Genomic DNA, 19579 nt, shown 5'->3' on the forward strand with positions numbered 1-19579 from the left:
ATGAGCAAGTCCAACACAATCCTCTATCTCGACGGCGTCTCGGTATCCTTCGACGGCTTTCGCGCCATCAACAATCTGTCGCTGGTGCTCGACAAAGGCGAGATGCGCGCCATTATCGGCCCCAACGGCGCCGGCAAGACGACGATGATGGACATCGTCACCGGCAAGACGCGACCCGACGAAGGCGAAGTGTTCTTCGACGGCCAGGTGGACCTCACCAGGCATGACGAAGCCGAGATCGCCATGATGGGCATCGGCCGCAAATTCCAGAAGCCGACCGTCTTCGAAAGCCACACGATCGAGGAAAACCTGATGCTGGCGCTGAAGGGGCCGCGCTCGATCTTCCCGGCGCTGTTCCACCGCCAATCGCCCGCCGAGACGCGACGGATCGACGAGATTCTTGGCATCATCCGGTTGGGCGACAAGCGTCATGACCTGGCGGCCAATCTTAGCCACGGCCAGAAGCAGTGGCTTGAGATCGGCATGCTCTTGGCCCAGGATCCGAAGTTGCTTCTGGTCGACGAGCCGGTCGCCGGCATGACCGATGCCGAGACCGAGGAAACCGCGCGGCTGCTCAGGGACATCGCCCGTGACCATTCGGTCATCGTCGTCGAGCACGACATGCATTTCGTGCGCGAACTCGGCGTCAAGGTCACCTGCCTGCATGAGGGCTCGGTGCTCTCCGAAGGGACGCTCGATTTCGTATCGGCCGACGAGCGCGTCGTCGAAGTCTATCTGGGGAGATGAGCATGGTCTGGCGGGTGCAATTCCATCACTTCGACATGTCGTTTCTTCGGTTCTGGAGAAGGCGCTGACATGCTCGAAGTTTCCAATGCCACGCTCCATTACGGCGCCGCCCAGGCGCTGCGTGGCGTGTCGCTGAAGGCGGCTGCCGGCCAGATCACCTGCGTGCTCGGCCGCAACGGCGTCGGCAAGACAAGTTTGATGAGATCGATCGTCGGCCATCACCGGCTGACGAGCGGAAGCGTTGCCTTCGAGGGGAAGGCGCTCGACCGGAGCGCGGCGTATGACCGCGCCCGGTCGGGCATCGCATTCGTGCCGCAGGGCAGGGAGATCTTTCCGCTGCTCAGCGTGCGCGAAAACCTCGAATCCGGCTTCGCGCCCTTGAGGCGCGCCGACCGCGACGTGCCGGCGCACGTCTTCGAGCTGTTTCCGGTGCTGAGGCAGATGCTTGGCCGCCGTGGCGGCGATCTTTCCGGCGGTCAACAGCAGCAGTTGGCCATCGGCAGGGCGCTGGTAATGCGGCCGAAGCTGCTGGTGCTCGACGAGCCGACCGAAGGCATCCAGCCCTCCGTTATCAAGGACATCGGCCGCGCCATACGTTATCTGCGCGACCAGGCCGGCATCGCTGTGTTGCTGGTCGAACAGTATCTCGACTTCTGCCGAGAGCTTGCCGACGAGGTCAACATCATGGATCGCGGCCAGATCGTCCACACCGGCCCGGCGCAAGATTTAGACCGGGCTGATGTTCGCAAATTCCTCACGGTCTAGAATCGGCACTGGACTTCAGTTGAAGATTTGAAGTTCTTGGCAAGTCCAATATTTCTTCCATCCATCATCCGCGTCTCTGGCACACGCGATGTCGCATGCTAGTCTTTTCCAGGCTTTGTGAGTCGGCCGCTTCCGTATCAGTCTGGTTATCGCAGATCGAGGCGCGGCGAAGGTTCTGCAAGTTCCACGCAAGCAAGGCTTCCTAGCTTCCCGATCTCTGTCGTTCAAACGCGTTTGGGCACACAGGCTAAGGGACAGCCATGGAACGTTACGTCGAGGACTACCAGAAGCGGCGGCTTACCGAACGTGTCGACATCATTGCCGCCATCAATATCTTGAGGTCACAGGGCTGCGACTACGATGATCTGATCGAGGAGATCACCAAGGTCTTCTACGTCGACCTCGATGCCTTCAATGAAATCGTCATGGCCGCCTAGGGGCAGTCTTCGATCACAGACTCGCCATGATGCGAGTGATTAGCTCGCGCGCCGGAATGGCGAGGCGATGACGCGGTTGCGGCCTCCGCGCTTGGCGTCGTAGAGCGCCTTGTCGGCGGCGCTGAGCACCTTGTCCAAGCTGAGGCCCTCCTTGCTGCCAAACGCAAATCCGGCGCTGACCGTGCAGGTGAGCGAGCCGGTTTCGGTTTCTATCAACCGCATCGCGAAAGCCGCCCGGATGCGCTCAGCTGATTCCTCGACCGTCTCCGGCAGAGTGCGCCTCAGCACCAGTGCGAATTCCTCGCCGCCCATGCGCGCGGCGACGTCGGCCGATCGAAGGTTGGCTGCCAACTCTCTGGCGAACACCTTCAGCACCTCGTCGCCCGCCGCGTGGCCGAATTCGTCGTTGATGGCTTTGAAATTGTCGAGGTCGAAGACGACCACGGCGGTAAAGGCGCCGACCGGAATATGGCCATGCATGTCGAACAGGGCGCGCCGGTTGAGCAGGCCGGTCAGGGGATCCGTCAGGGCGTTGCGGTGGTGGTGCCGCGCCAGACGCCCCTGGTTGAGGGCAAGCGAAAGTGCCCCAATACCCGTCATGCTGGCGATCACCACGATCAGGCTGAGCTCTTCCGCCCAATTGCTTGGCGCGTGGCCGAGCACTAGTTTTCCGTCCCAGGCGAGAACCATGGCGCAGAGCGAGAAGGACGTGGCCGTGGCCGAATAGAGCGTGGTGATGCCGATCGTCAAGGCGGGCGCCTCATCGCGGCCTCTCCAATATTCGAACGCCGTGGCGAACAGGAGCAAGGCGGCGAACATGTTCTCGAACATGAAGCCGAGGCCGTCATAGCCCAAAGCCATGGGAGGCAGCGCTATCGCCAGGGAAACGCAACCCCACAGCGCCCGCGGCAGCGGCGAGCCGCCGGTGCGGAACTGATAGGCGGCACCCAGCATGGCCGAAAAGCCGATCAGCAGGAACGCCGAGGTGGCGATGCCGAGCAGGCGCCCGGGCATGTCGATATAGGCGTCATAGATGAAAATATCGCCAACCACGAACACCAGGCTGATCGCCCATGTCAGCAGGAACTTTTCCGAGCGGGCGGTCAGCCACATGCCGAACAGCGTCAGGCTGAGGCAAGCGGCGGAGAAACCGACAGCGAGCAGAAGTGAAGTGTAGTCGAGCGACATGCCCCTCTTTCCCTGCCGGCGACGGCTCCAGCTCTGCAGCTTGGCGTCGGAGTATTCATGCGGCAAGGAAGTGTCGATAAGGTTACGATCACGGCGAAGATGCCCAGGAATAGGCGCTTTGCTGCGCCCAAAACGCATGGGCGACGCACTATAGTGGGTGCTGGAAACCGACTGATGCTTTTTCAGTCGCTTACGCGCTTCATCAGCGCCATTGCCCCGAACGGCGCGCGCACCTTGCCCTCGGTGATGAAGTAGAGGAAGACGTCGCGCGGCTGGACCGGGGCGTCGGTAGCGGGGTCGGCGCGCCGCAGATCGGCCGGCTGCTTGCCTTCCGCCCAGATTTTTGCGCGCGCCGCCCATTCGTCGATGCCCTTTGGCGTGTAGCAGTCGGGATTGTCGTCGCTGCCGGTCTGCAACCGCGCATAGACGAAATCGCCGGTGATATCGGCGATGTCAGGATATTTGGCATGGTCGGCATAGACGATCGCCGCCTTGTATTTGCGCGCGAGTGCGGCGAACTCCGGCACGATGAAGCTGTCGTTGCGCACTTCGAGCGCGTGGCGCAGCGCGACGCCGTCCTGCTTTTCCGGCAGCAGTTTCAGAAACGCCTCGAAATCGTCAGGGTCGAATTTCTTGGTCGGCGCGAACTGCCACAGGATCGGGCCGAGCTTGTCGCCGAGCGCGGCCACGCCGGAACCGAGGAAACGCATCATCGATTCACCGGCTTCGCCCAGCACACGCCGATTGGTGACGAAGCGGTTGCCTTTCAGCGAATAGACGAAACCGTCTGGCGCCTCGTTGGCCCATTTGACGAAGGTCGGCTCCTTGAAGCTCGAATAATAGGTGCCGTTGACCTCGATGCTCGGCACTTGCCGGCTGGCGTAGTTCAGTTGCTTGGCCTTCGACAACTTGTCCGGATAGAAGGACGTGTCCCAAGGCTCGAAGGTCCAGCCGCCCATGCCGGCGCGGATTGTTCCCGATTTGCTCATCGTCGTCCTCCCAGATTTCTAAAAGCGATCAAGCCGCGGTGGGCCTGTCGACGGGTTTGGCCATGTCGACCAGTACCCACCCTGGCCGATAGGGATTGGGTCGGCGACCCGTTTCGTGAAAACCATAGGCGAGATAGAGCGCGATGTTCCGTTCCATCTTGGCGTTGGTGTAGAGCCGCACCTCCGGCAGGCCCCACAGACTTGCCTGTTCATCCGCGTGATTGAGTAACGCGATGCCAAATCCCTTGCCTTGGGAGCCGGGGGCGACCGCGACGGAGAAGATCATGACGTGGTCGGGATGGCGCTCCAGCGTGATTAGCCCGGCAAGCGTGGCGTCCCTCTCCAGCAGCCAGACCTCGCCCTGGGCGACGCGCGGTGCGTAGTCCTCGGTAACCGGGATCGGTGGCGCGTCGAGTATCGCGTTGTAGGGGGCATAGGCCGCTTGAGTCAGCGCGACGATCGCGGCGAGATCTTCTGGGCGGGCAAGCCTCACGCCAAAGCTGCTCTGGACCGTGATGCGACCATCCCTACCCATCACTCCGCCGCTTCGCGCTTGCCCCCCGGGCGCCGTTCCAGAAGCTCCTTGAGGAACTGGCCGGTGTAGCTGCGCTTCTCCCGCACGATTGCTTCCGGCGTTCCAGACGCGACCAGCTCGCCGCCGCCATCACCGCCTTCGGGACCGAGGTCGAGCACCCAGTCGGCGGTCTTGATCACTTCGAGATTGTGCTCGATGACCACCACCGTGTTGCCCTGGTCGACCAATTCGTGCAGCACTTCCAACAGCTTGGCGACGTCGTGGAAATGCAGGCCAGTGGTCGGCTCGTCGAGGATGTAGAGCGTCTTGCCCGTCGCCTTGCGCGACAGTTCCTTGGCCAGCTTGATGCGTTGCGCCTCGCCGCCCGACAGCGTCGTCGCCTGCTGGCCGATATGGATGTAGCCGAGGCCGACCTGCTTCAGCGTGTCGAGCTTGTCGCGCACGCCAGGCACGGCGGCGAAGAAATCGACGCCTTCCTCGACGGTCATGTCGAGCACGTCGGCGATCGACTTGCCCTTGAACAGGACGTCGAGCGTCTCCCTATTGTAGCGCTTGCCGTGGCAGACATCGCAGGTGACGTAGACGTCGGGCAAGAAGTGCATCTCGATCTTGATGACGCCGTCGCCCTGGCAGGCCTCGCAGCGGCCGCCCTTGACGTTGAACGAGAAACGTCCCGGCTGGTAGCCGCGCGCCTTGGCTTCCGGCAGGCCGGCGAACCAGTCGCGGATCGGCGTGAAGGCGCCGGTATAGGTAGCGGGGTTCGAACGCGGCGTCCGCCCGATGGGCGACTGGTCGATGTCGATGACCTTGTCGAGGAATTCCAGCCCCTCGATGCGGTCGTGTTCGGCCGGATGCTCGCGCGAACCCATGATGCGGCGCGAGGCCGCCTTGAACAGCGTCTCGATCAGGAAGGTCGACTTGCCGCCGCCCGACACGCCGGTGACGGCGGTGAAGGTGCCGAGCGGGATTTCGGCGGTGACGTTCTTCAGATTGTTGCCGCGCGCGCCGACAACCTTCAGGCGCCGGTTCTTCTTCGCCTCGCGACGCACGCCGGGCGTCGCTACTTCGAGCGCACCCGACAAATATTTGCCGGTGATCGAATTGGGGTTGGCCATCACCTGCTGCGGCGTGCCCTGGGCGATGATCTCGCCGCCATGGATGCCGGCGGCCGGACCCATGTCGACGACATAGTCGGCATGCAGGATGGCGTCCTCGTCATGCTCGACGACGATCACCGTGTTGCCGATGTCGCGCAAATGCTTGAGCGTGTCGAGCAGACGCGTGTTGTCGCGCTGGTGCAGGCCGATCGACGGCTCGTCCAGAACGTAGAGCACGCCGGTGAGGCCCGAGCCGATCTGCGAGGCCAGCCGGATGCGCTGGCTTTCGCCGCCCGACAGCGTGCCGGAATTGCGCGACAAAGTGAGATAGTCGAGACCGACATCGTTGAGGAAGCGCAGGCGCTCCCGGATTTCCTTCAAGACGCGGACAGCGATCTCATTCTGCTTGTCGTTGAGCTGCGCCGGCAGGTCGGTAAACCAGCGATCGGCATTGCGGATCGACTGTTCCGTCACTTCGCCGATATGCTTGCCGCCGATCTTCACCGCCAGCGCTTCAGGCTTCAGCCGATAGCCCTTGCAGGCCGGGCAGGGCGTTGCCGACATGAAGCGCTCGATCTCCTCGCGCATCCAGGCGGATTCGGTTTCCTTCCAGCGTCGCTCGAGATTGGGGATGACGCCTTCGAAGGTCTTGGTCGTCTTGTAGGAGCGCAGGCCGTCATCATATTGGAAGGTGATTTCGCGCTCGCCGGTGCCGCGCAGGATCGCCTCCTGGGCCTCGGCGGAAAGATCCTTGAACTTGTCGCCGAGCTTGAAGTTGTAGGCCTTGCCCAATGCCTCGAGCGTCTGCGAGTAATAGGGCGAGGTCGACTTCGCCCACGGGCTGACGGCGCCGTCGCGCAGCGACACGTTCTCGTCGGGCACGACGAGGTTGGGATCGATGGCGCGCTGGCTGCCGAGACCGTCGCAGGTCGGGCAGGCGCCGAACGGGTTGTTGAAGGAGAACAGCCTGGGTTCGATCTCCGGAATGGTGAAGCCGGACACCGGACAGGCAAATTTTTCCGAGAACAGGATGCGCTCATGCGTCTCGTTCTTGGATTTGTTGACCGAATCCTCGCCGGTCTGGCTGGCGTCGAGCGGCTTGTCGGCGAACTCGGCCACCGCCAGCCCCTCGGCCAGCTTCAATGCCGTCTCGATGGAGTCGGCGAGACGCGTGGCAAGGTCGCCGCGCACGACGATGCGGTCGACGACGACGTCGATGTCGTGCTTGTATTTCTTGTCCAGCGCCGGCACGTCGGCGATTTCATAGAAGACGCCGTCGACCTTGACGCGCTGGAACCCCTTCTTCTGCAACTCCAGCAGTTCCTTGCGGTATTCGCCCTTGCGGCCGCGCACGATGGGCGCCAGCAGGAACAGGCGCGTGCCTTCCTCGACCGCCAGTACCCGGTCGACCATCTGGCTGACCGTCTGGCTCTCGATCGGCAGGCCGGTGGCCGGCGAATAGGGCACGCCGACACGGGCAAACAGAAGCCGCATATAGTCGTAGATCTCGGTGACGGTGCCGACCGTCGAACGCGGGTTCTTCGAGGTGGTCTTCTGCTCGATGGAGATGGCCGGCGAAAGGCCGTCGATCTGGTCGACGTCGGGCTTCTGCATCATTTCGAGGAATTGCCGTGCATAGGCCGAGAGGCTCTCGACATAGCGGCGCTGGCCCTCGGCATAGATGGTGTCGAAGGCGAGCGATGATTTGCCGGAGCCCGACAGGCCGGTCATGACGATCAGGCTGTCACGCGGCAGGTCGAGATCGACATTCTTCAGATTGTGTTCGCGCGCCCCGCGAATGGAAAGGAATTTATGGTCGGCCATCGCCGGTCGCCGCCTCAGATCTGGAATTCATGGGATTGGCGGGTTTTTCCCGGCCATCCTCTATGTAGGTCTTTTTGCCGCCACGTCGAGAGACGCCACAACTCCCGACAGAAGTCGTTTAACCGTCTTTCGCGCGAAGGGGCAAGCGCAAAGAACAAAGACCGAACACGCTCCTGACAAAGCTGTGCGGAAACTGACCCTGACGTAACCTCCCGGCGATCACATTTTTCCGTAACCGGCTATTGATGGTTGACGCGACCGGCTCACGGGGGCAGTCTCCAGAGGTCAGCGAAGCCGGCCGTCTTTCGATGGCCTCGCCGCCCCAAGGCGGGCTGCGAGACGCCGCAGGCATTTGCGATTTGCGCTTCGCGATGGCAATGTCGCAACGGACAAAAGGAGCGGAGCATGACGCCACCGGACAGTCCCCCAGGGCTCCACGTCTCGTTGGAGCCGAGGCAGGCATAAGTGCCAGGGTATAGCGTTTGCGCCACCAGACAAACCGTGACCTGCCATATCCCCCAAAATTAGAGACTGTTAGTCGGATCGTCGGCTGAATGCCGCGAAGCATCCGAAATCCAACGCCGGCAGTACACTCCCGGCAAAAAATGGATTTGAGATCCAGAAAAGCCCCGTCCGTTTGCCCCAGGCACGGCGGGGCTATTCTTTTGGGCGGGCTCGAGTTTGCAGGACCGATCTTTTGCCCTACCTGGGCGGCTTGATCCCGCCAACCCCGACATCGACCGTGATGCTGCCGGAAATCCTGACATCCGTATCGCCGATCTTGAACTGCCCGTTGCCGCTGCTAGGGAATGCGTCGTCGGGTTCGGGCACCGGGGCTGGCTTGGCGATGCGATAGTCGCCGCTCACGCCGGGCAGGGCGCCTTTCCGAGCCGACGACGAGGCGCCGTCGGCAAGTGCCGCACAGGAGAAAAGGCCGACGATGGCGAGCACCATGGTGGCTGTGACACGGTGCAATGGTCTTGATCGATGTGCGTCGGTCATCCCCCTGTTATAGGGACCTGCCGCCACTTGAACCAGACCGGTATCGTCAAATCTTCGTTCTCGGGTCACGCCGCCTTTTTGCGGGTGTCGAAAACATGGTCGACAAGGCCCCATGCCTGGGCCTCGCGGGCCGTCATGAAATGGTCGCGGTCGAGCGTGCGTTCGACCTCTTCATAGCTGCGGCCGCAATGCTGGGCGTAGAGTTCGGTCATGTGGCGCTTGGTCTGGCCGATGCGTTCGGCATGCCGCTGGATGTCGGAAGCTTGGCCCTGGAAGCCGCCGAGCGGCTGATGCAGCAGGATGGTGGCATTGGGCAGCGCGATCCGGCGCCCGGCCGTGCCCGCCATCAGCAGGAACGATCCCATCGACGCGGCAAAGCCCATGCACACGGTCGACACCGGGCAACTGATATATTGCATCGTGTCGTAAATGGCGAAGCCGCTGGTCACCATGCCACCCGGCGAGTTGATGTAGAGCGAAATCTCCTTCTCGGGATTGTCCGACTCCAGCGACAAAAGCTGCGCGCAGACTAGCGCTGAGACGCCGTCGTTGATCTCGCCGTTGATGAAGACGATGCGCTCGCGCAGCAGCCGCGAAAAAATGTCAAATGCACGTTCGCCGCGGCTCGATTGCTCGATCACCATCGGCACAAGACTGGCAACACCGCTCATTTTTCTTCTCCAATTTCCGTGTTCAGGCCGTGCGCAGCAGAAGATGCGGCGTGTTGCTCGCGGCGATGAGCTTTCCGGCTCCGCGCAGCGAAAGCCGGCAGCCGGCGCTCGTCATGGTAACGGCCGCCTTGCGAGCAAAGCCGTCATGGACGATGCGCAGATGCGTGCCGCCCGAAACGGTGCGGGCGAGTGTGAAGGTGACGGTGCTGTCGAGCGGGTGCTGTCGCGCCGCATCGTCCGACTGTTCCCGCCAGGAATAGCGCAGCAGACGCTCAGGCTCGGCGTCGAGGATCTCGCACTCGATCGCCGCGTCGGGCCCGGCGAAGGCAAAGCGGCTGCCGGTCTGTGGCCTGATATCATTCGGCATCATCCAGGCGGCGAGCAGTTCCGGCACGGTCAGCGCCCGCCACACCTTTTCCGGCGGCTCGGCTAGGTCATATTCGAATTCGATCGCATCCGGTGCGACTTCGCGTTGGCTCTTCATTGATCCATGTCCTTCAAAACCGTCTTCAGCCTTTCGATGCGCTCCGGCCAGAACGTCCGGTAGCGTTCAATCCAGGAGAGCAGCGGGGCAAGCCCCTGCGGATCGGCGCGGTAATAGGCGTTGCGGCCGGCCCGCCGCTCGACCACGAGACCGGCACCGCGCAGCACCGCCAAGTGCTGGGACACGGCCGGCTGCGACACAGTCAGGCCGCAGCGCAGTTCCGACACGCTCATCTCGCTTGTCGCGAGCCGCTCGAAGACGGCACGGCGTGTCGGGTCGGCCAGGGCGCGGAAAATCTCTGCTTCGATCATGGCAAAAGCATAAGTCGATACTTATTGATTTGGCAAGCGCTGTTTTGCAACCCATATGAAGGCCTTGGCCATTGCTGCCATTCCTTGACAATCAGCGGCGGTGCATATAGGAACGAAAAGGGAACAAAAACCTTGTGGGAAAAGCCAGCCTTGGCAGGCGGCTGACGTCCGTAGCCTGTAAGGTGCTGCGACAAAAATTTGTTTCGGATGAGCGCGGAGAAATATCATGGCGGGTAGCGTCAATAAGGTCATTCTGGTCGGCAATCTCGGCGCGGACCCTGAAATCCGCCGCCTGAATTCGGGCGAGCCGGTCGTCAACATCCGCATCGCCACCTCGGAAAGCTGGCGCGACAAGAATTCCGGCGAGCGCAAGGAAAAGACCGAGTGGCATAACGTCGTCATCTTCAATGAGGGCATCGCCAAGGTGGCGGAGCAATATCTGAAGAAGGGCATGAAGGTCTATGTCGAGGGCCAGTTGCAGACCCGCAAATGGCAGGACCAGACCGGCGCCGACAAATACACGACCGAAGTCGTGCTGCAGAAATTCCGTGGCGAGCTGCAGATGCTTGACGCGCGCGGCCAGGGTGAGGGCGGCCAGGTCGGCGGCTACAGCGGTGGCGGCAGCAGCCGCGGGTCGGATTTTGGCCAGTCGAGCCCGAATGAAGGGTTCAACCGCGGTGGCGGCAATGCTCCCAGGGGCGGCGGTGGCGGCGGTTCGTCGCGCGAACTGGACGACGAAATTCCGTTCTGATCGGGAGCCGCACCAAACGGCGAATGCTTGTGCTTGATATGCCCCGAGGGTCCTGCATGGACTTTCGGGGTTTTGCATTGTTGATTTGGGAACAAAGGACTGAAAGGACAGGGCGATGAAGGCACGGGTAAAATGGGTCGAGGAGCGCACCTTCGTCGGCGAATCCGGCAGCGGCCACAAGGTCGTATTGGGAACCGCGTCCAGCCCGGACGGCAAGACCCCGGGGCCGAGCCCGATGGAACTGGTGCTGATCGGCACCGGCGGCTGTTCGGCCTATGATGTCGTCCACATCCTTGAAAAGGGACGCGAGGCGATCGAGGACTGTGTCGTAGAACTCGACGCCGACCGGGCCGAGACCGACCCGAAGGTGTTCACCCGCATCCACATGCATTTCATCGTCAAGGGCCGCGCGCTGTCGCGCGACAAGGTCAAGCGGGCGATCGATCTGTCGATCGACAAATATTGCTCGGCTTCCGCCATGATGGCCAAGACGGCCACGCTTACGCATGACTTCGAGATCGTCGATACGACAGCGCAGTAGGGCCGCAGGGATACCGTTCAACTAGCCATCAGCGCCTTGATGCCGTCGGCGACGAACTGCACCGCCAGCGCCGCCAGAATAACGCCGAGCAGGCGGGTCAGGATCGAGCGGCCGGTCTGGCCGAGGATGCGGTCGATGCGCTCCGACAGCACGAACACCAGATAGGTGATGGCGAGGCAGACGAAGATGATGCCGACCAGCGCCGCCTGTGCGGCAAAGCCCTGAAACGAGCCGGAGAGCAGCACAGTCGCCGAAATCGCACCGGGACCGGCGATCAGCGGGATTGCCAGCGGGAAGGCGGCGATGTTGTGGATCATGTCCTTAGTGATGGCGACGTCGCCGATCTTCTCCTTGCGGTCCTGGCGGCGCTCGAACACCATTTCGAAGGCGATGAAGAACAGCAGAAAACCACCTGCTACGCGGAAGGCCGGCAGCGTGATGCCGAACACCGACAGGATCGAGGCACCTGCGATCGCGAACAGCGCCATCACCAGGAAGCCGATGATCGAGGCGCGTACGGAGACCTGCTGGCGCTCGTCGCGATTCATGCCGCGTGTCACGGCGAGGAACAGCGGTGCCAGCCCGGGCGGATCGATGGTCACGAGAATGGTGACGAAGGCATTGAACAGGCTGTCGAAACTCGGCATCGCTGACCCCTCCCGCCGGGCCGAGCCCGCACTCCGATATTGGTAGCGCAAAGCCCGGTCGATGGGAACTGTCGGAGGGGCCGGAGACTTCGATGCGGTAGGGCGCGTCGCGGCGAAACGGATTCAGGCGACGCGCTTTGTCCGGTGGGCTAAATGTTCATAGGTGATTTGCCAGGGGTGGCTCTCGGAAGGTCTTTCCTCGCCGATCCAATGGAAGCTGTTGGCAGTGATCTCGGTGAAACGCCATCGAGTTTGCAGACCGCGCGAGTCATCGCCGATCTGGACAATGTCCTTACCCTCGGCCCGCCCGATCTGGCGCGAGTAATCTTGGTTGAGCGGATCATTCCAGATGATGTGCCAGCCACCGATCCCAGGATCGAAGATGCGCAAAGTCGTGCCATACATGGTGGACCGCGCAGGGCGCCTGGGCCTGATCCAGATGTCCTGAATCGCGCGGCCTTCGAGTACCCAGCCGAAATGGCATTCTCCGGTCCATTTCTGGATCGTGCCGTCGTCAAAGTGGTGGACCGTGTCCATTTCCCAGCTTCCGATCAACCATCCATAGAGGTCCATGTCTTTCGCTCGGTCGGCTGGGGGAGCCTCGGATACGAGAGCAGTGAGAAACGAAGAAATGGCCATTGTCACGAGGCCGTTTCGCATCCGGCACATTGGGCGTCGCGGATGCCGATCGAGACATGATCGAACATGTTTTTCTCCATTCTTACAATGATGTGCTGCTTCAGCTTGTAGTTACTCGCCGCGCCAGGAATTCGACCTCGAGGTGCCAGTCCGCGCCATCGTGCGAGCGCTCGCCGAGCCAGCGGAAGGAATTCTCGGTGATCCGCGAAAAGCTCCAGCGCACCGATGACCCGGTGCCGTCGGCGCCCACTTGTACGATGGTGTCGCCCTCGGCGCGGCCAAGCTGGCGGCTGTAATACTGGTTGCGCGGGTCGCTCCAGAAAATGTGCCAGGCATCGGCGCTTGGGTCATAGACCCGCAATGTCGTGCCGTAAAAAGTCCATTTGCCGAGCGAAGGCGAGGGGCCGGCGTCGCGCGCGGGCAGGATCCAGACATCCTGGATCGCCCGGCCTTCCAGCACCCAGCCGAAATGCACCTCGCCGCGGCCGGTCAGCACCGTGCCGCCCTCGAGATGCCGAGAGGCGTCAAATGTCCAGGCACCGACGAAGCGGCCGTAGAGGGCCAGTTTTTCAGCGAGCCCTTCGATCGGTCCGGGACTGTGCAAGGCTTCGGCAAATGAGGATTGGTCGACCATGGCTGCGGCCTCTTCTTGTCAGGAGACCGCGAGGAATAGGCGCTGGCAGGGTTCTGGGCTTGGGAAAAGTTGCTATATTTCGGTCATGACGGCGACCGCGAATACCCTTGCATCCGGACCTGACTGGCATGTGGCGGATGTCATCTGCACGGCCAGCGCCGGCGATCGGCCGTTCGAGGAAGCACATCGGGATTTTTGCGTCGCGGCGGTCACCGGCGGCTCGTTCCGCTACCGCGCGCAGCAAGGCACGGCAATGCTCGCGCCAGGCAGTCTCCTGCTCGGCAATTCCGGCACCTGCTACGAATGCGGGCACGAGCATGGCAGCGGCGACCGTTGCCTCTCCTTCCATTTCGGGCCGGCCTATATGGACCGGATCGTGGCTGATGTGCCGGGCGCCAGGACGCTCACCTTCGCGGCGCCACGCCTGCCGCCGTTACCGGCCCTGGCGCCGTTGCTGGCCGAGGCGGAAGCCGCACGCGACCTGGCCGACGCGGACGCCTTCGAGGAACTCGCCTTGCGCATCGCGGGTGCCGCCATGGCTACAATCTCCGGCGCCGCGCATGCCGGGTGCGGCCCAAGCCGCCGCGATCAGAAAAGGGTTGCCGAGGCGGTGCGGCGGATCGAACTGGGTGCCGACGGACCGATCTCGCTTCCAGCGTTGGCGGATGAGAGCGCGACCAGCCCCTATCATTTCCTGCGCACCTTCCGGCAGGTCGCCGGCATGACGCCCTATCAGTACCTGCTCAGGACCCGGTTGCATCGCGCGGCAGTGCGATTGCGCACGTCGAACGATGCCATCTCGGCAATTGCTTTCGAGACCGGCTTCAACGATCTGTCGACCTTCAACCGCCGGTTTCGGCGGGTCATGGGCGAGACCCCGGGCCGCTATCGCGCCATGCGCGCGGGCAGCGGCTGAAAAGTTGCGTCACCACCCGTGGCATCAGTCCATGGTCGGCCCGCACCAGCCGGGCAGATAGTCGGCGTCCTTGCCCCTGGCCAGCACGAGTGCATCCTTCATCGCCTGGTCGAAATTTTTCGCCACCGCGCCTTTGTCGATGCGCGGCGCAGGAAATCCGCCCACAGGAATTCGCTGAACGGCGTGGTGTCCTTGGCGTAGCCACCCAGCCGGCGCAGTTCGCCAGCCATGCTCCGGTAAGGGTCGTCGACCAGTTCGCCGATGGTCTTCGGCAGGGCGGCATAAGCCCGGCGCTGGCCGTTTTCATCGAATGGATGCATCCAGCCGCGGTTGTCGAGCATGAAAAGGAACGCGTCCTTGTCCAGTGCCGACAGGTCGCTGATCACCGTCACGAGCACATCCTTGACGCCTTCCTCGATCAGGGCGCGGGCGAGATGATGGTGATCGGTGACGTAGTTGCGGTTTTTCGGGCCCAACACGACCGGGATCATGTGCTTGCCCAGAAAGGCGCCTGTGTTCGCGGCGCTCTGCGAGCGGACCAGCTGGCGCTTGAGATCCACCTCGCGCATCCCGACCGTAATTTGCGTTGGCCGCAGTTCCTTGACCGGGACCGGGGTCACCAGCGGCTCTCTCAGGACGATCATGGTGTACTCTCCTGGTTTTCCGGCGGGCCGGAATGCAGAGCCCTGATGGCGGCATCGACGCTGTGGAAGATCCGCTGCGGGCCGACGAGATCGATGATGCCGAACCGCGCAAGGGCTGCCTGGGCACGCACCGATTCCATCCGAGCAATGGCGAATATTGCGCCCGCATTGCGGCAATGGGTGATGGTTTCGATCAATGCCTGGGCGGCGGTGTAGTCGATTTCGACAATGTTACTGGCCTCCAGCACGACGAGTTTCACATCGCCCTTGCGGGCGTCGACCAGATCACAAAAGCCGCGTTTGAAACCGTCGGCATTGACGAAGGACAATGGCGCCTGGAACGCCGCGACCAGCACGCCGGGGAGTTGTTCGCCAGCGCTCGGCTTGCCCGGCGGCCACCAGACGGAGGTTCCCGGGACCTGTTCAAGTTCGATCGGCAGCGTCTGGGTCGCGCTCCAGATTCCGTGCAGCAGCGACAGGCCGATGCCGACCGCCACGCCGGTCTCGATGGGCAGCACGACGATGGCCGCCATGGTGATCAGGATCAATGCGAATTCGACCGGCGCTTGCCGGTAGACACTGGCGAAAACCTTCCAGCGCAGAATGTGCTGGGCGACGAACATCAGGACCCCGGCGAGGGCGGCCTGCGGAACATCGGCGAGCAGGCCGCCGCCAAAGGCGCCCAGCGCCACAACGAGCGCCGCGGCAATGAGGCTCGAGAGTTGCGAGCGGCCGCCCGACTGGGAGACGATTGCCGTGCGTGGTGGGCTGGCGTTGACGGCGAAGGCGCCGAACAGGCTCGACGCGATGCTGCCGGCGCCGGCACCAACGAAATCGCGATTGACGTCGGGCGCGTCGCCCTGCGGAGCGAAGGAACGGGACGTGGCGGCCGTCTGCACCATGACGACGATGGCGATCAGCAATGCCAGCGGAACGAGCGCCTGCACGTCGTCGAGACCGGCCAGTGGCAACCCTGCCCGCGGCAGGCCATTCGGCAAGGCACCAAGCACCTCGACGCCATGATCCTTGAGGCCGAAAATGGCGACCGCTGTCGTGGCAAGCACCATGCCGATCAGCGCGCCGGGGATGCGGGCGCTGATAAGCTCGGAAAACAACACGATTGCGAATACCCCAAGGCCGAGCGTCAGGCTCCAGGGGTTGGTGAGATGGAGGCTGCTGGCGATTTCGCCGATGCGCTGCACGGTTTCGCCGCTTTCCGCCGGCAGGCCGAGCAGTCCAGGCAATTGTGAAACGATGATATGGACGGCGATGCCTGCCAGAAAGCCAGTCGTGACCGGCACCGAGAGCAGGTCGGCAATCCAGCCGAGGCGAAAGACGCCGCTCAGCATCACGATCAGCCCGACCATCAGCGCCAGCGTGGCGGCCAGCGCCAGATAATGCGGTGAGCCTGATGATGCGAGCAGCGCCAGGCTGCCGGCAAACAAAGGCGTGATGGTCGAATCCGCGCCGGACGAAAGGTGGCGATTGGCGCCGAACAGCGCAAACGCCACCGAACCGGCGACAAAGGCGAAAAATCCAACCTCGGGCGCAAAGCCGCCGAGCCTGGCTGTCGCCATCTGCTCGGGAATGGCGATCGCGGCCAGTGTCACGCCCGCGATCAGATCGCCATTGAAATCCCGGGGCGTCCAACCGTGCAGCGCCCGCAAAGGCAGCCATGAGCTCCAATTCATGGTGATCGCGGCTTTTGCTTGGGGAGTTGGTCCATTACAGGCTTTTGCCTTGGTGGCGGCGAAAAGCGTAACGGCCATATCGTCGCAATTAGCGGTATCCTTTTGAAATTACCACTAAAAATGACACTGGAAAAGTGCCGTGAACATTGGAGTTTCGGCCGTGCTTCCTATATAAGCGGTCAGTGATTCCTGATTAGATTGTGATCCGATTTGACCGACCAAAAGACACCGCGCGGCGCCGACGGCGGCCCCACCGGCATCGAACCCATCTCCATCATCGAGGAGATGCAGAGTTCCTATCTCTCTTACGCCATGAGCGTGATCGTCAGCCGTGCGTTGCCAGATGTGCGCGATGGCCTGAAGCCCGTGCACCGCCGCATTCTCTACGCGGCGCATGAGAGCGGCTACCACTGGAACCGCAAATACGTGAAGTCGGCGCGTCCTGTCGCCGACGTGATGGGTAAATACCATCCGCATGGCGATGCCTCGATCTATGACGCCTTGGTGCGCATGGCGCAGGACTGGTCGCTGCGTGTGCCCTTGATCGACGGGCAAGGCAATTTCGGCTCGATTGACGGCGATCCGCCGGCGGCGATGCGCTATACCGAATCGCGCCTGACCAAGGTCGCGCATGAGCTTCTGGAGGATATCGACAAGGACACCGTCGATTTCCAGGACACTTATGATGCGTCGGACACCGAGCCGAAGGTTCTGCCGGCGCGCTTTCCCAATCTGCTGGTCAACGGCTCGGGCGGCATTGCCGTCGGCATGGCGACCAACATCCCGCCGCACAATCTCGGTGAGGTCTGCAACGCCGCCATTGCCGTCATCGACAATCCGGCGATCGACCTGCCGGCGCTGATGGAGATCATTCCGGGCCCTGATTTCCCGACCGGCGGCATCGTGCTTGGCCGCTCCGGCATCTACAGCGCCTATTCCACCGGCCGTGGCTCAATCGTCATGCGCGGCAAGGTCAACATCGAACAGCGCGGCAATGACCGTGAATCGATCATCATCACCGAGGTTCCCTATCAGGTGAACAAGGCCTCGATGATCGAGAAGATGGCCGAACTGGTGCGCGACAAGCGCATCGAGGGCATTTCCGACATTCGTGACGAAAGCGACCGTCAGGGTTATCGCGTCGTCATCGAACTCAAACGTGACGCCGTTGCCGACGTCGTCCTCAACCAGCTCTACCGGTTCACGCCGCTGCAGACGTCTTTCGGCGCCAATATGGTGGCTCTGAACGGCGGCAAGCCGGAACTGCTGAACCTGACCGACATGCTGACGGCATTCGTCACCTTCCGCGAGGAGGTGATCAGCCGGCGGACTAAGTTCCTGCTCCGCAAGGCGCGCGACCGCGCCCATGTGCTGGTTGGTCTAGCCATCGCCGTCGCCAACATCGACGAAGTGATCAAGCTTATCCGCACCGCGCCGGATCCGCAGTCGGCGCGCGAGCAGTTGATGGAGCGGCGCTGGCCCGCGGGTGACGTTGAATCGCTGATCCTGCTGATCGACGATCCACGCCATCGCATCAACGAGGACGGCACCTACAATCTGTCCGAGGAACAGGCGCGCGCCATCCTCGAACTGCGCCTGCAGCGCCTGACAGCGCTGGGCCGCGACGAAATCGCCGATGAGTTGAACACGATCGGCGACGAGATCAAGGACTACCTCGACATCCTGTCGTCTCGCGCGCGTATTCAGCAGATCGTCAAGGACGAACTCGCCGCCGTGCGCGACGAGTTCGGCACGCCACGCCGCACCGAGCTCACCGACGGTGGCGCGGACATGGAAGACGAGGACCTGATCCAGCGCGAGGACATGGTCGTGACGGTGAGCCATTCCGGCTACATCAAGCGCGTGCCGCTTTCGCTCTACCGGGCGCAGCGCCGCGGCGGCAAGGGTCGCTCCGGCATGTCGACCAAGGAAGAGGATTTCGTCACCCGGCTGTTCGTCGCCAACACGCACACGCCGGTGCTGTTCTTCTCCTCGCGCGGCATCGTCTACAAGGAAAAGGTCTGGCGCCTGCCGATCGGCAACCCGCAGTCACGCGGCAAGGCACTGATCAATATGCTCCCGCTGGAGCAGGGCGAGCGCATCACCACGATCATGCCGCTGCCCGAGGACGAGACGAGCTGGGGCGAACTCGATGTGATGTTCGCCACCACGCGGGGCACCGTGCGCCGCAACAAGCTTTCCGACTTCGTCCAGGTCAACCGCAACGGCAAGATCGCCATGAAGCTGGAGGAGGAGGGCGACGAGATCCTCGGCGTCGAGACCTGCACCGACAATGACGACGTGCTTTTGACCGCCAGCTCGGGACAGTGCATCCGCTTCTCGGTCGGTGACGTGCGCGTCTTCCAGAGCCGAAACTCGGTCGGCGTGCGCGGCATCACCATGGCTGACACCGACCGCATCATCTCAATGTCGGTGATCGAGAATGTCGATGCGCCGCCGGCTGAACGCGCCGCCTACCTTAAGCGTGCCGCGGCCGAACGGCGGCTTGCCGCGGGCATCGCCGCCGGTGAAGAGGAAGAGATCGCGCTGACCAATGAAGAGGTCGGCGAGGAGACGGAGCTTTCCGACGAGCGCTACGAGTTCCTCAAGGCGCATGAGCAGTACGTGCTGACGGTCACCGAATACGGTTACGGTAAGCGCTCTTCGTCCTATGATTTCCGCCTGACTGGACGCGGCGGCAAGGGCATCCGCGCCACAGACGTGTCGAAGACGGCCGAAATCGGCCGTCTGGTGGCAACTTTCCCGGTCGGCAATGACGATCAGATCATGCTGGTGTCGGACGGCGGCACCGTCATTCGTGTGCCCGTCAATGGCATCCGTTTCGCTAGCCGCGCCACCAAGGGCGTGACCATCTTCAACACGGCTGAAGGTGAAAAGGTGGTTTCGGTCGAACGGATTTCGGAGCCACAAGCGGACGAGGAAGCGGAAGAGGTCGAGGGTGGCGCGGAGCCCGGTTCGACGCCTGACGGCAGTCCGGATAACAGCGAATAGTCGTTGGTTAGCATAGTAACGCCGGCCTGTGGCCGGCGCGGCAGCAAGTCGACA

Annotated in this window: 19 protein-coding genes and 1 pseudogene; 7 read left to right on the forward strand and 13 right to left on the reverse strand. The window is 62.5% G+C overall.

Annotated elements, in window-relative coordinates:
* From urtD to EN824_RS06180, 3 genes are all read left to right on the forward strand, one after another.
* Nucleotides 1-747, forward strand: coding sequence for an urea ABC transporter ATP-binding protein UrtD (gene urtD, locus EN824_RS06170; protein WP_135864454.1), 747 nt, complete (start codon nt 1-3; stop codon nt 745-747).
* 69 nt (nt 748-816) lie between these two features.
* Complete coding sequence (urtE, locus tag EN824_RS06175; RefSeq protein ID WP_127278250.1) at nt 817-1512, forward strand: urea ABC transporter ATP-binding subunit UrtE; 696 nt, start codon at nt 817-819, stop codon at nt 1510-1512.
* A 260-nt stretch (nt 1513-1772) separates the two neighbouring features.
* The gene (locus EN824_RS06180) at nt 1773-1949 is read left to right on the forward strand and encodes a hypothetical protein (protein ID WP_084636783.1); all 177 of its coding nucleotides are present in this window, start codon (nt 1773-1775) and stop codon (nt 1947-1949) included.
* A gap of 39 nt (nt 1950-1988) precedes the next feature.
* On the opposite strand, the gene EN824_RS06185 is transcribed toward EN824_RS06180, so the two are convergent.
* The 8 genes from EN824_RS06185 to EN824_RS06220 all read right to left on the reverse strand — a co-directional run bounded on the left by EN824_RS06185 (nt 1989) and on the right by EN824_RS06220 (nt 10050).
* Nucleotides 1989-3137: a GGDEF domain-containing protein gene (locus EN824_RS06185; protein ID WP_127278251.1), complete on the reverse strand. Its 1149-nt coding sequence runs from the start codon at nt 3135-3137 to the stop codon at nt 1989-1991.
* A gap of 182 nt (nt 3138-3319) precedes the next feature.
* Nucleotides 3320-4126: a DUF72 domain-containing protein gene (locus EN824_RS06190; protein ID WP_127872541.1), complete on the reverse strand. Its 807-nt coding sequence runs from the start codon at nt 4124-4126 to the stop codon at nt 3320-3322.
* Nucleotides 4127-4154: 28 nt separating this feature from the next.
* Nucleotides 4155-4661, reverse strand: a complete 507-nt coding sequence (locus EN824_RS06195) for a GNAT family N-acetyltransferase (RefSeq protein WP_135864456.1) — start codon at nt 4659-4661, stop codon at nt 4155-4157.
* Entirely contained in the window at nt 4661-7582 is a 2922-nt protein-coding gene (uvrA, locus tag EN824_RS06200) for an excinuclease ABC subunit UvrA (RefSeq protein WP_127872539.1), read from the reverse strand. Before uvrA ends, EN824_RS06195 begins: the two co-directional genes overlap by 1 nt.
* A gap of 702 nt (nt 7583-8284) precedes the next feature.
* Nucleotides 8285-8536: a hypothetical protein gene (locus tag EN824_RS06205; protein WP_245512065.1), complete on the reverse strand. Its 252-nt coding sequence runs from the start codon at nt 8534-8536 to the stop codon at nt 8285-8287.
* 113 nt (nt 8537-8649) lie between these two features.
* Nucleotides 8650-9255 carry an ATP-dependent Clp protease proteolytic subunit gene (locus EN824_RS06210; protein WP_135864461.1) on the reverse strand — a complete coding sequence of 202 codons (606 nt, stop codon included), beginning with the start codon at nt 9253-9255 and terminating at the stop codon, nt 8650-8652.
* A gap of 22 nt (nt 9256-9277) precedes the next feature.
* Nucleotides 9278-9739 (reverse strand): SRPBCC domain-containing protein, encoded by a 462-nt coding sequence (locus EN824_RS06215; protein WP_135931987.1) that lies wholly within the window; start codon nt 9737-9739, stop codon nt 9278-9280.
* Nucleotides 9736-10050: a metalloregulator ArsR/SmtB family transcription factor gene (locus EN824_RS06220; protein WP_135864466.1), complete on the reverse strand. Its 315-nt coding sequence runs from the start codon at nt 10048-10050 to the stop codon at nt 9736-9738. The genes EN824_RS06215 and EN824_RS06220 overlap by 4 nt, the downstream gene beginning before the upstream one ends.
* Nucleotides 10051-10276: 226 nt before the next feature.
* Between EN824_RS06220 and EN824_RS06225 the strand changes: the two genes are divergently transcribed.
* Together EN824_RS06225 and EN824_RS06230 are read left to right on the forward strand one after the other, a co-directional pair.
* Complete coding sequence (locus tag EN824_RS06225; RefSeq protein ID WP_023773877.1) at nt 10277-10801, forward strand: single-stranded DNA-binding protein; 525 nt, start codon at nt 10277-10279, stop codon at nt 10799-10801.
* Nucleotides 10802-10916: 115 nt separating this feature from the next.
* Entirely contained in the window at nt 10917-11342 is a 426-nt protein-coding gene (locus EN824_RS06230) for an OsmC family protein (protein WP_135864468.1), read from the forward strand.
* 17 nt (nt 11343-11359) lie between these two features.
* Here the strand turns inward: EN824_RS06230 and EN824_RS06235 are convergent, their stop codons facing one another.
* The 3 genes from EN824_RS06235 to EN824_RS06245 form a co-directional block, all read right to left on the reverse strand.
* Nucleotides 11360-11989 (reverse strand): MarC family protein, encoded by a 630-nt coding sequence (locus EN824_RS06235; RefSeq protein WP_127280359.1) that lies wholly within the window; start codon nt 11987-11989, stop codon nt 11360-11362.
* 123 nt (nt 11990-12112) lie between these two features.
* Nucleotides 12113-12562 carry a hypothetical protein gene (locus EN824_RS06240; RefSeq protein ID WP_135864470.1) on the reverse strand — a complete coding sequence of 150 codons (450 nt, stop codon included), beginning with the start codon at nt 12560-12562 and terminating at the stop codon, nt 12113-12115.
* A gap of 166 nt (nt 12563-12728) precedes the next feature.
* A complete protein-coding gene (locus EN824_RS06245; RefSeq protein WP_135864472.1) occupies nt 12729-13262 on the reverse strand; it encodes a hypothetical protein in 534 nt (177 codons plus the stop codon).
* 85 nt (nt 13263-13347) lie between these two features.
* On the opposite strand from EN824_RS06245, the gene EN824_RS06250 reads away from it, so the two are divergent.
* On the forward strand, nt 13348-14178 hold the full coding sequence (locus EN824_RS06250; protein ID WP_135864474.1) for an AraC family transcriptional regulator: 831 nt from the start codon (nt 13348-13350) through the stop codon (nt 14176-14178).
* Nucleotides 14179-14202: 24 nt separating this feature from the next.
* Here the strand turns inward: EN824_RS06250 and EN824_RS06255 are convergent.
* Together EN824_RS06255 and EN824_RS06260 are read right to left on the reverse strand one after the other, a co-directional pair.
* Nucleotides 14203-14822: pseudogene (locus EN824_RS06255) on the reverse strand (ParB-like protein).
* Nucleotides 14819-16513, reverse strand: coding sequence for a SulP family inorganic anion transporter (locus EN824_RS06260; protein WP_245512043.1), 1695 nt, complete (start codon nt 16511-16513; stop codon nt 14819-14821). Before EN824_RS06260 ends, EN824_RS06255 begins: the two are co-directional and overlap by 4 nt.
* Nucleotides 16514-16723: 210 nt before the next feature.
* Between EN824_RS06260 and gyrA the strand changes: the two genes are divergently transcribed.
* Nucleotides 16724-19525, forward strand: coding sequence for a DNA gyrase subunit A (gyrA, locus tag EN824_RS06265; RefSeq protein ID WP_135864480.1), 2802 nt, complete (start codon nt 16724-16726; stop codon nt 19523-19525).
* Nucleotides 19526-19579 lie beyond the last annotated feature (54 nt).

This window comes from Mesorhizobium sp. M8A.F.Ca.ET.181.01.1.1 (assembly GCF_004792025.1).
GTDB lineage: Bacteria > Pseudomonadota > Alphaproteobacteria > Rhizobiales > Rhizobiaceae > Mesorhizobium.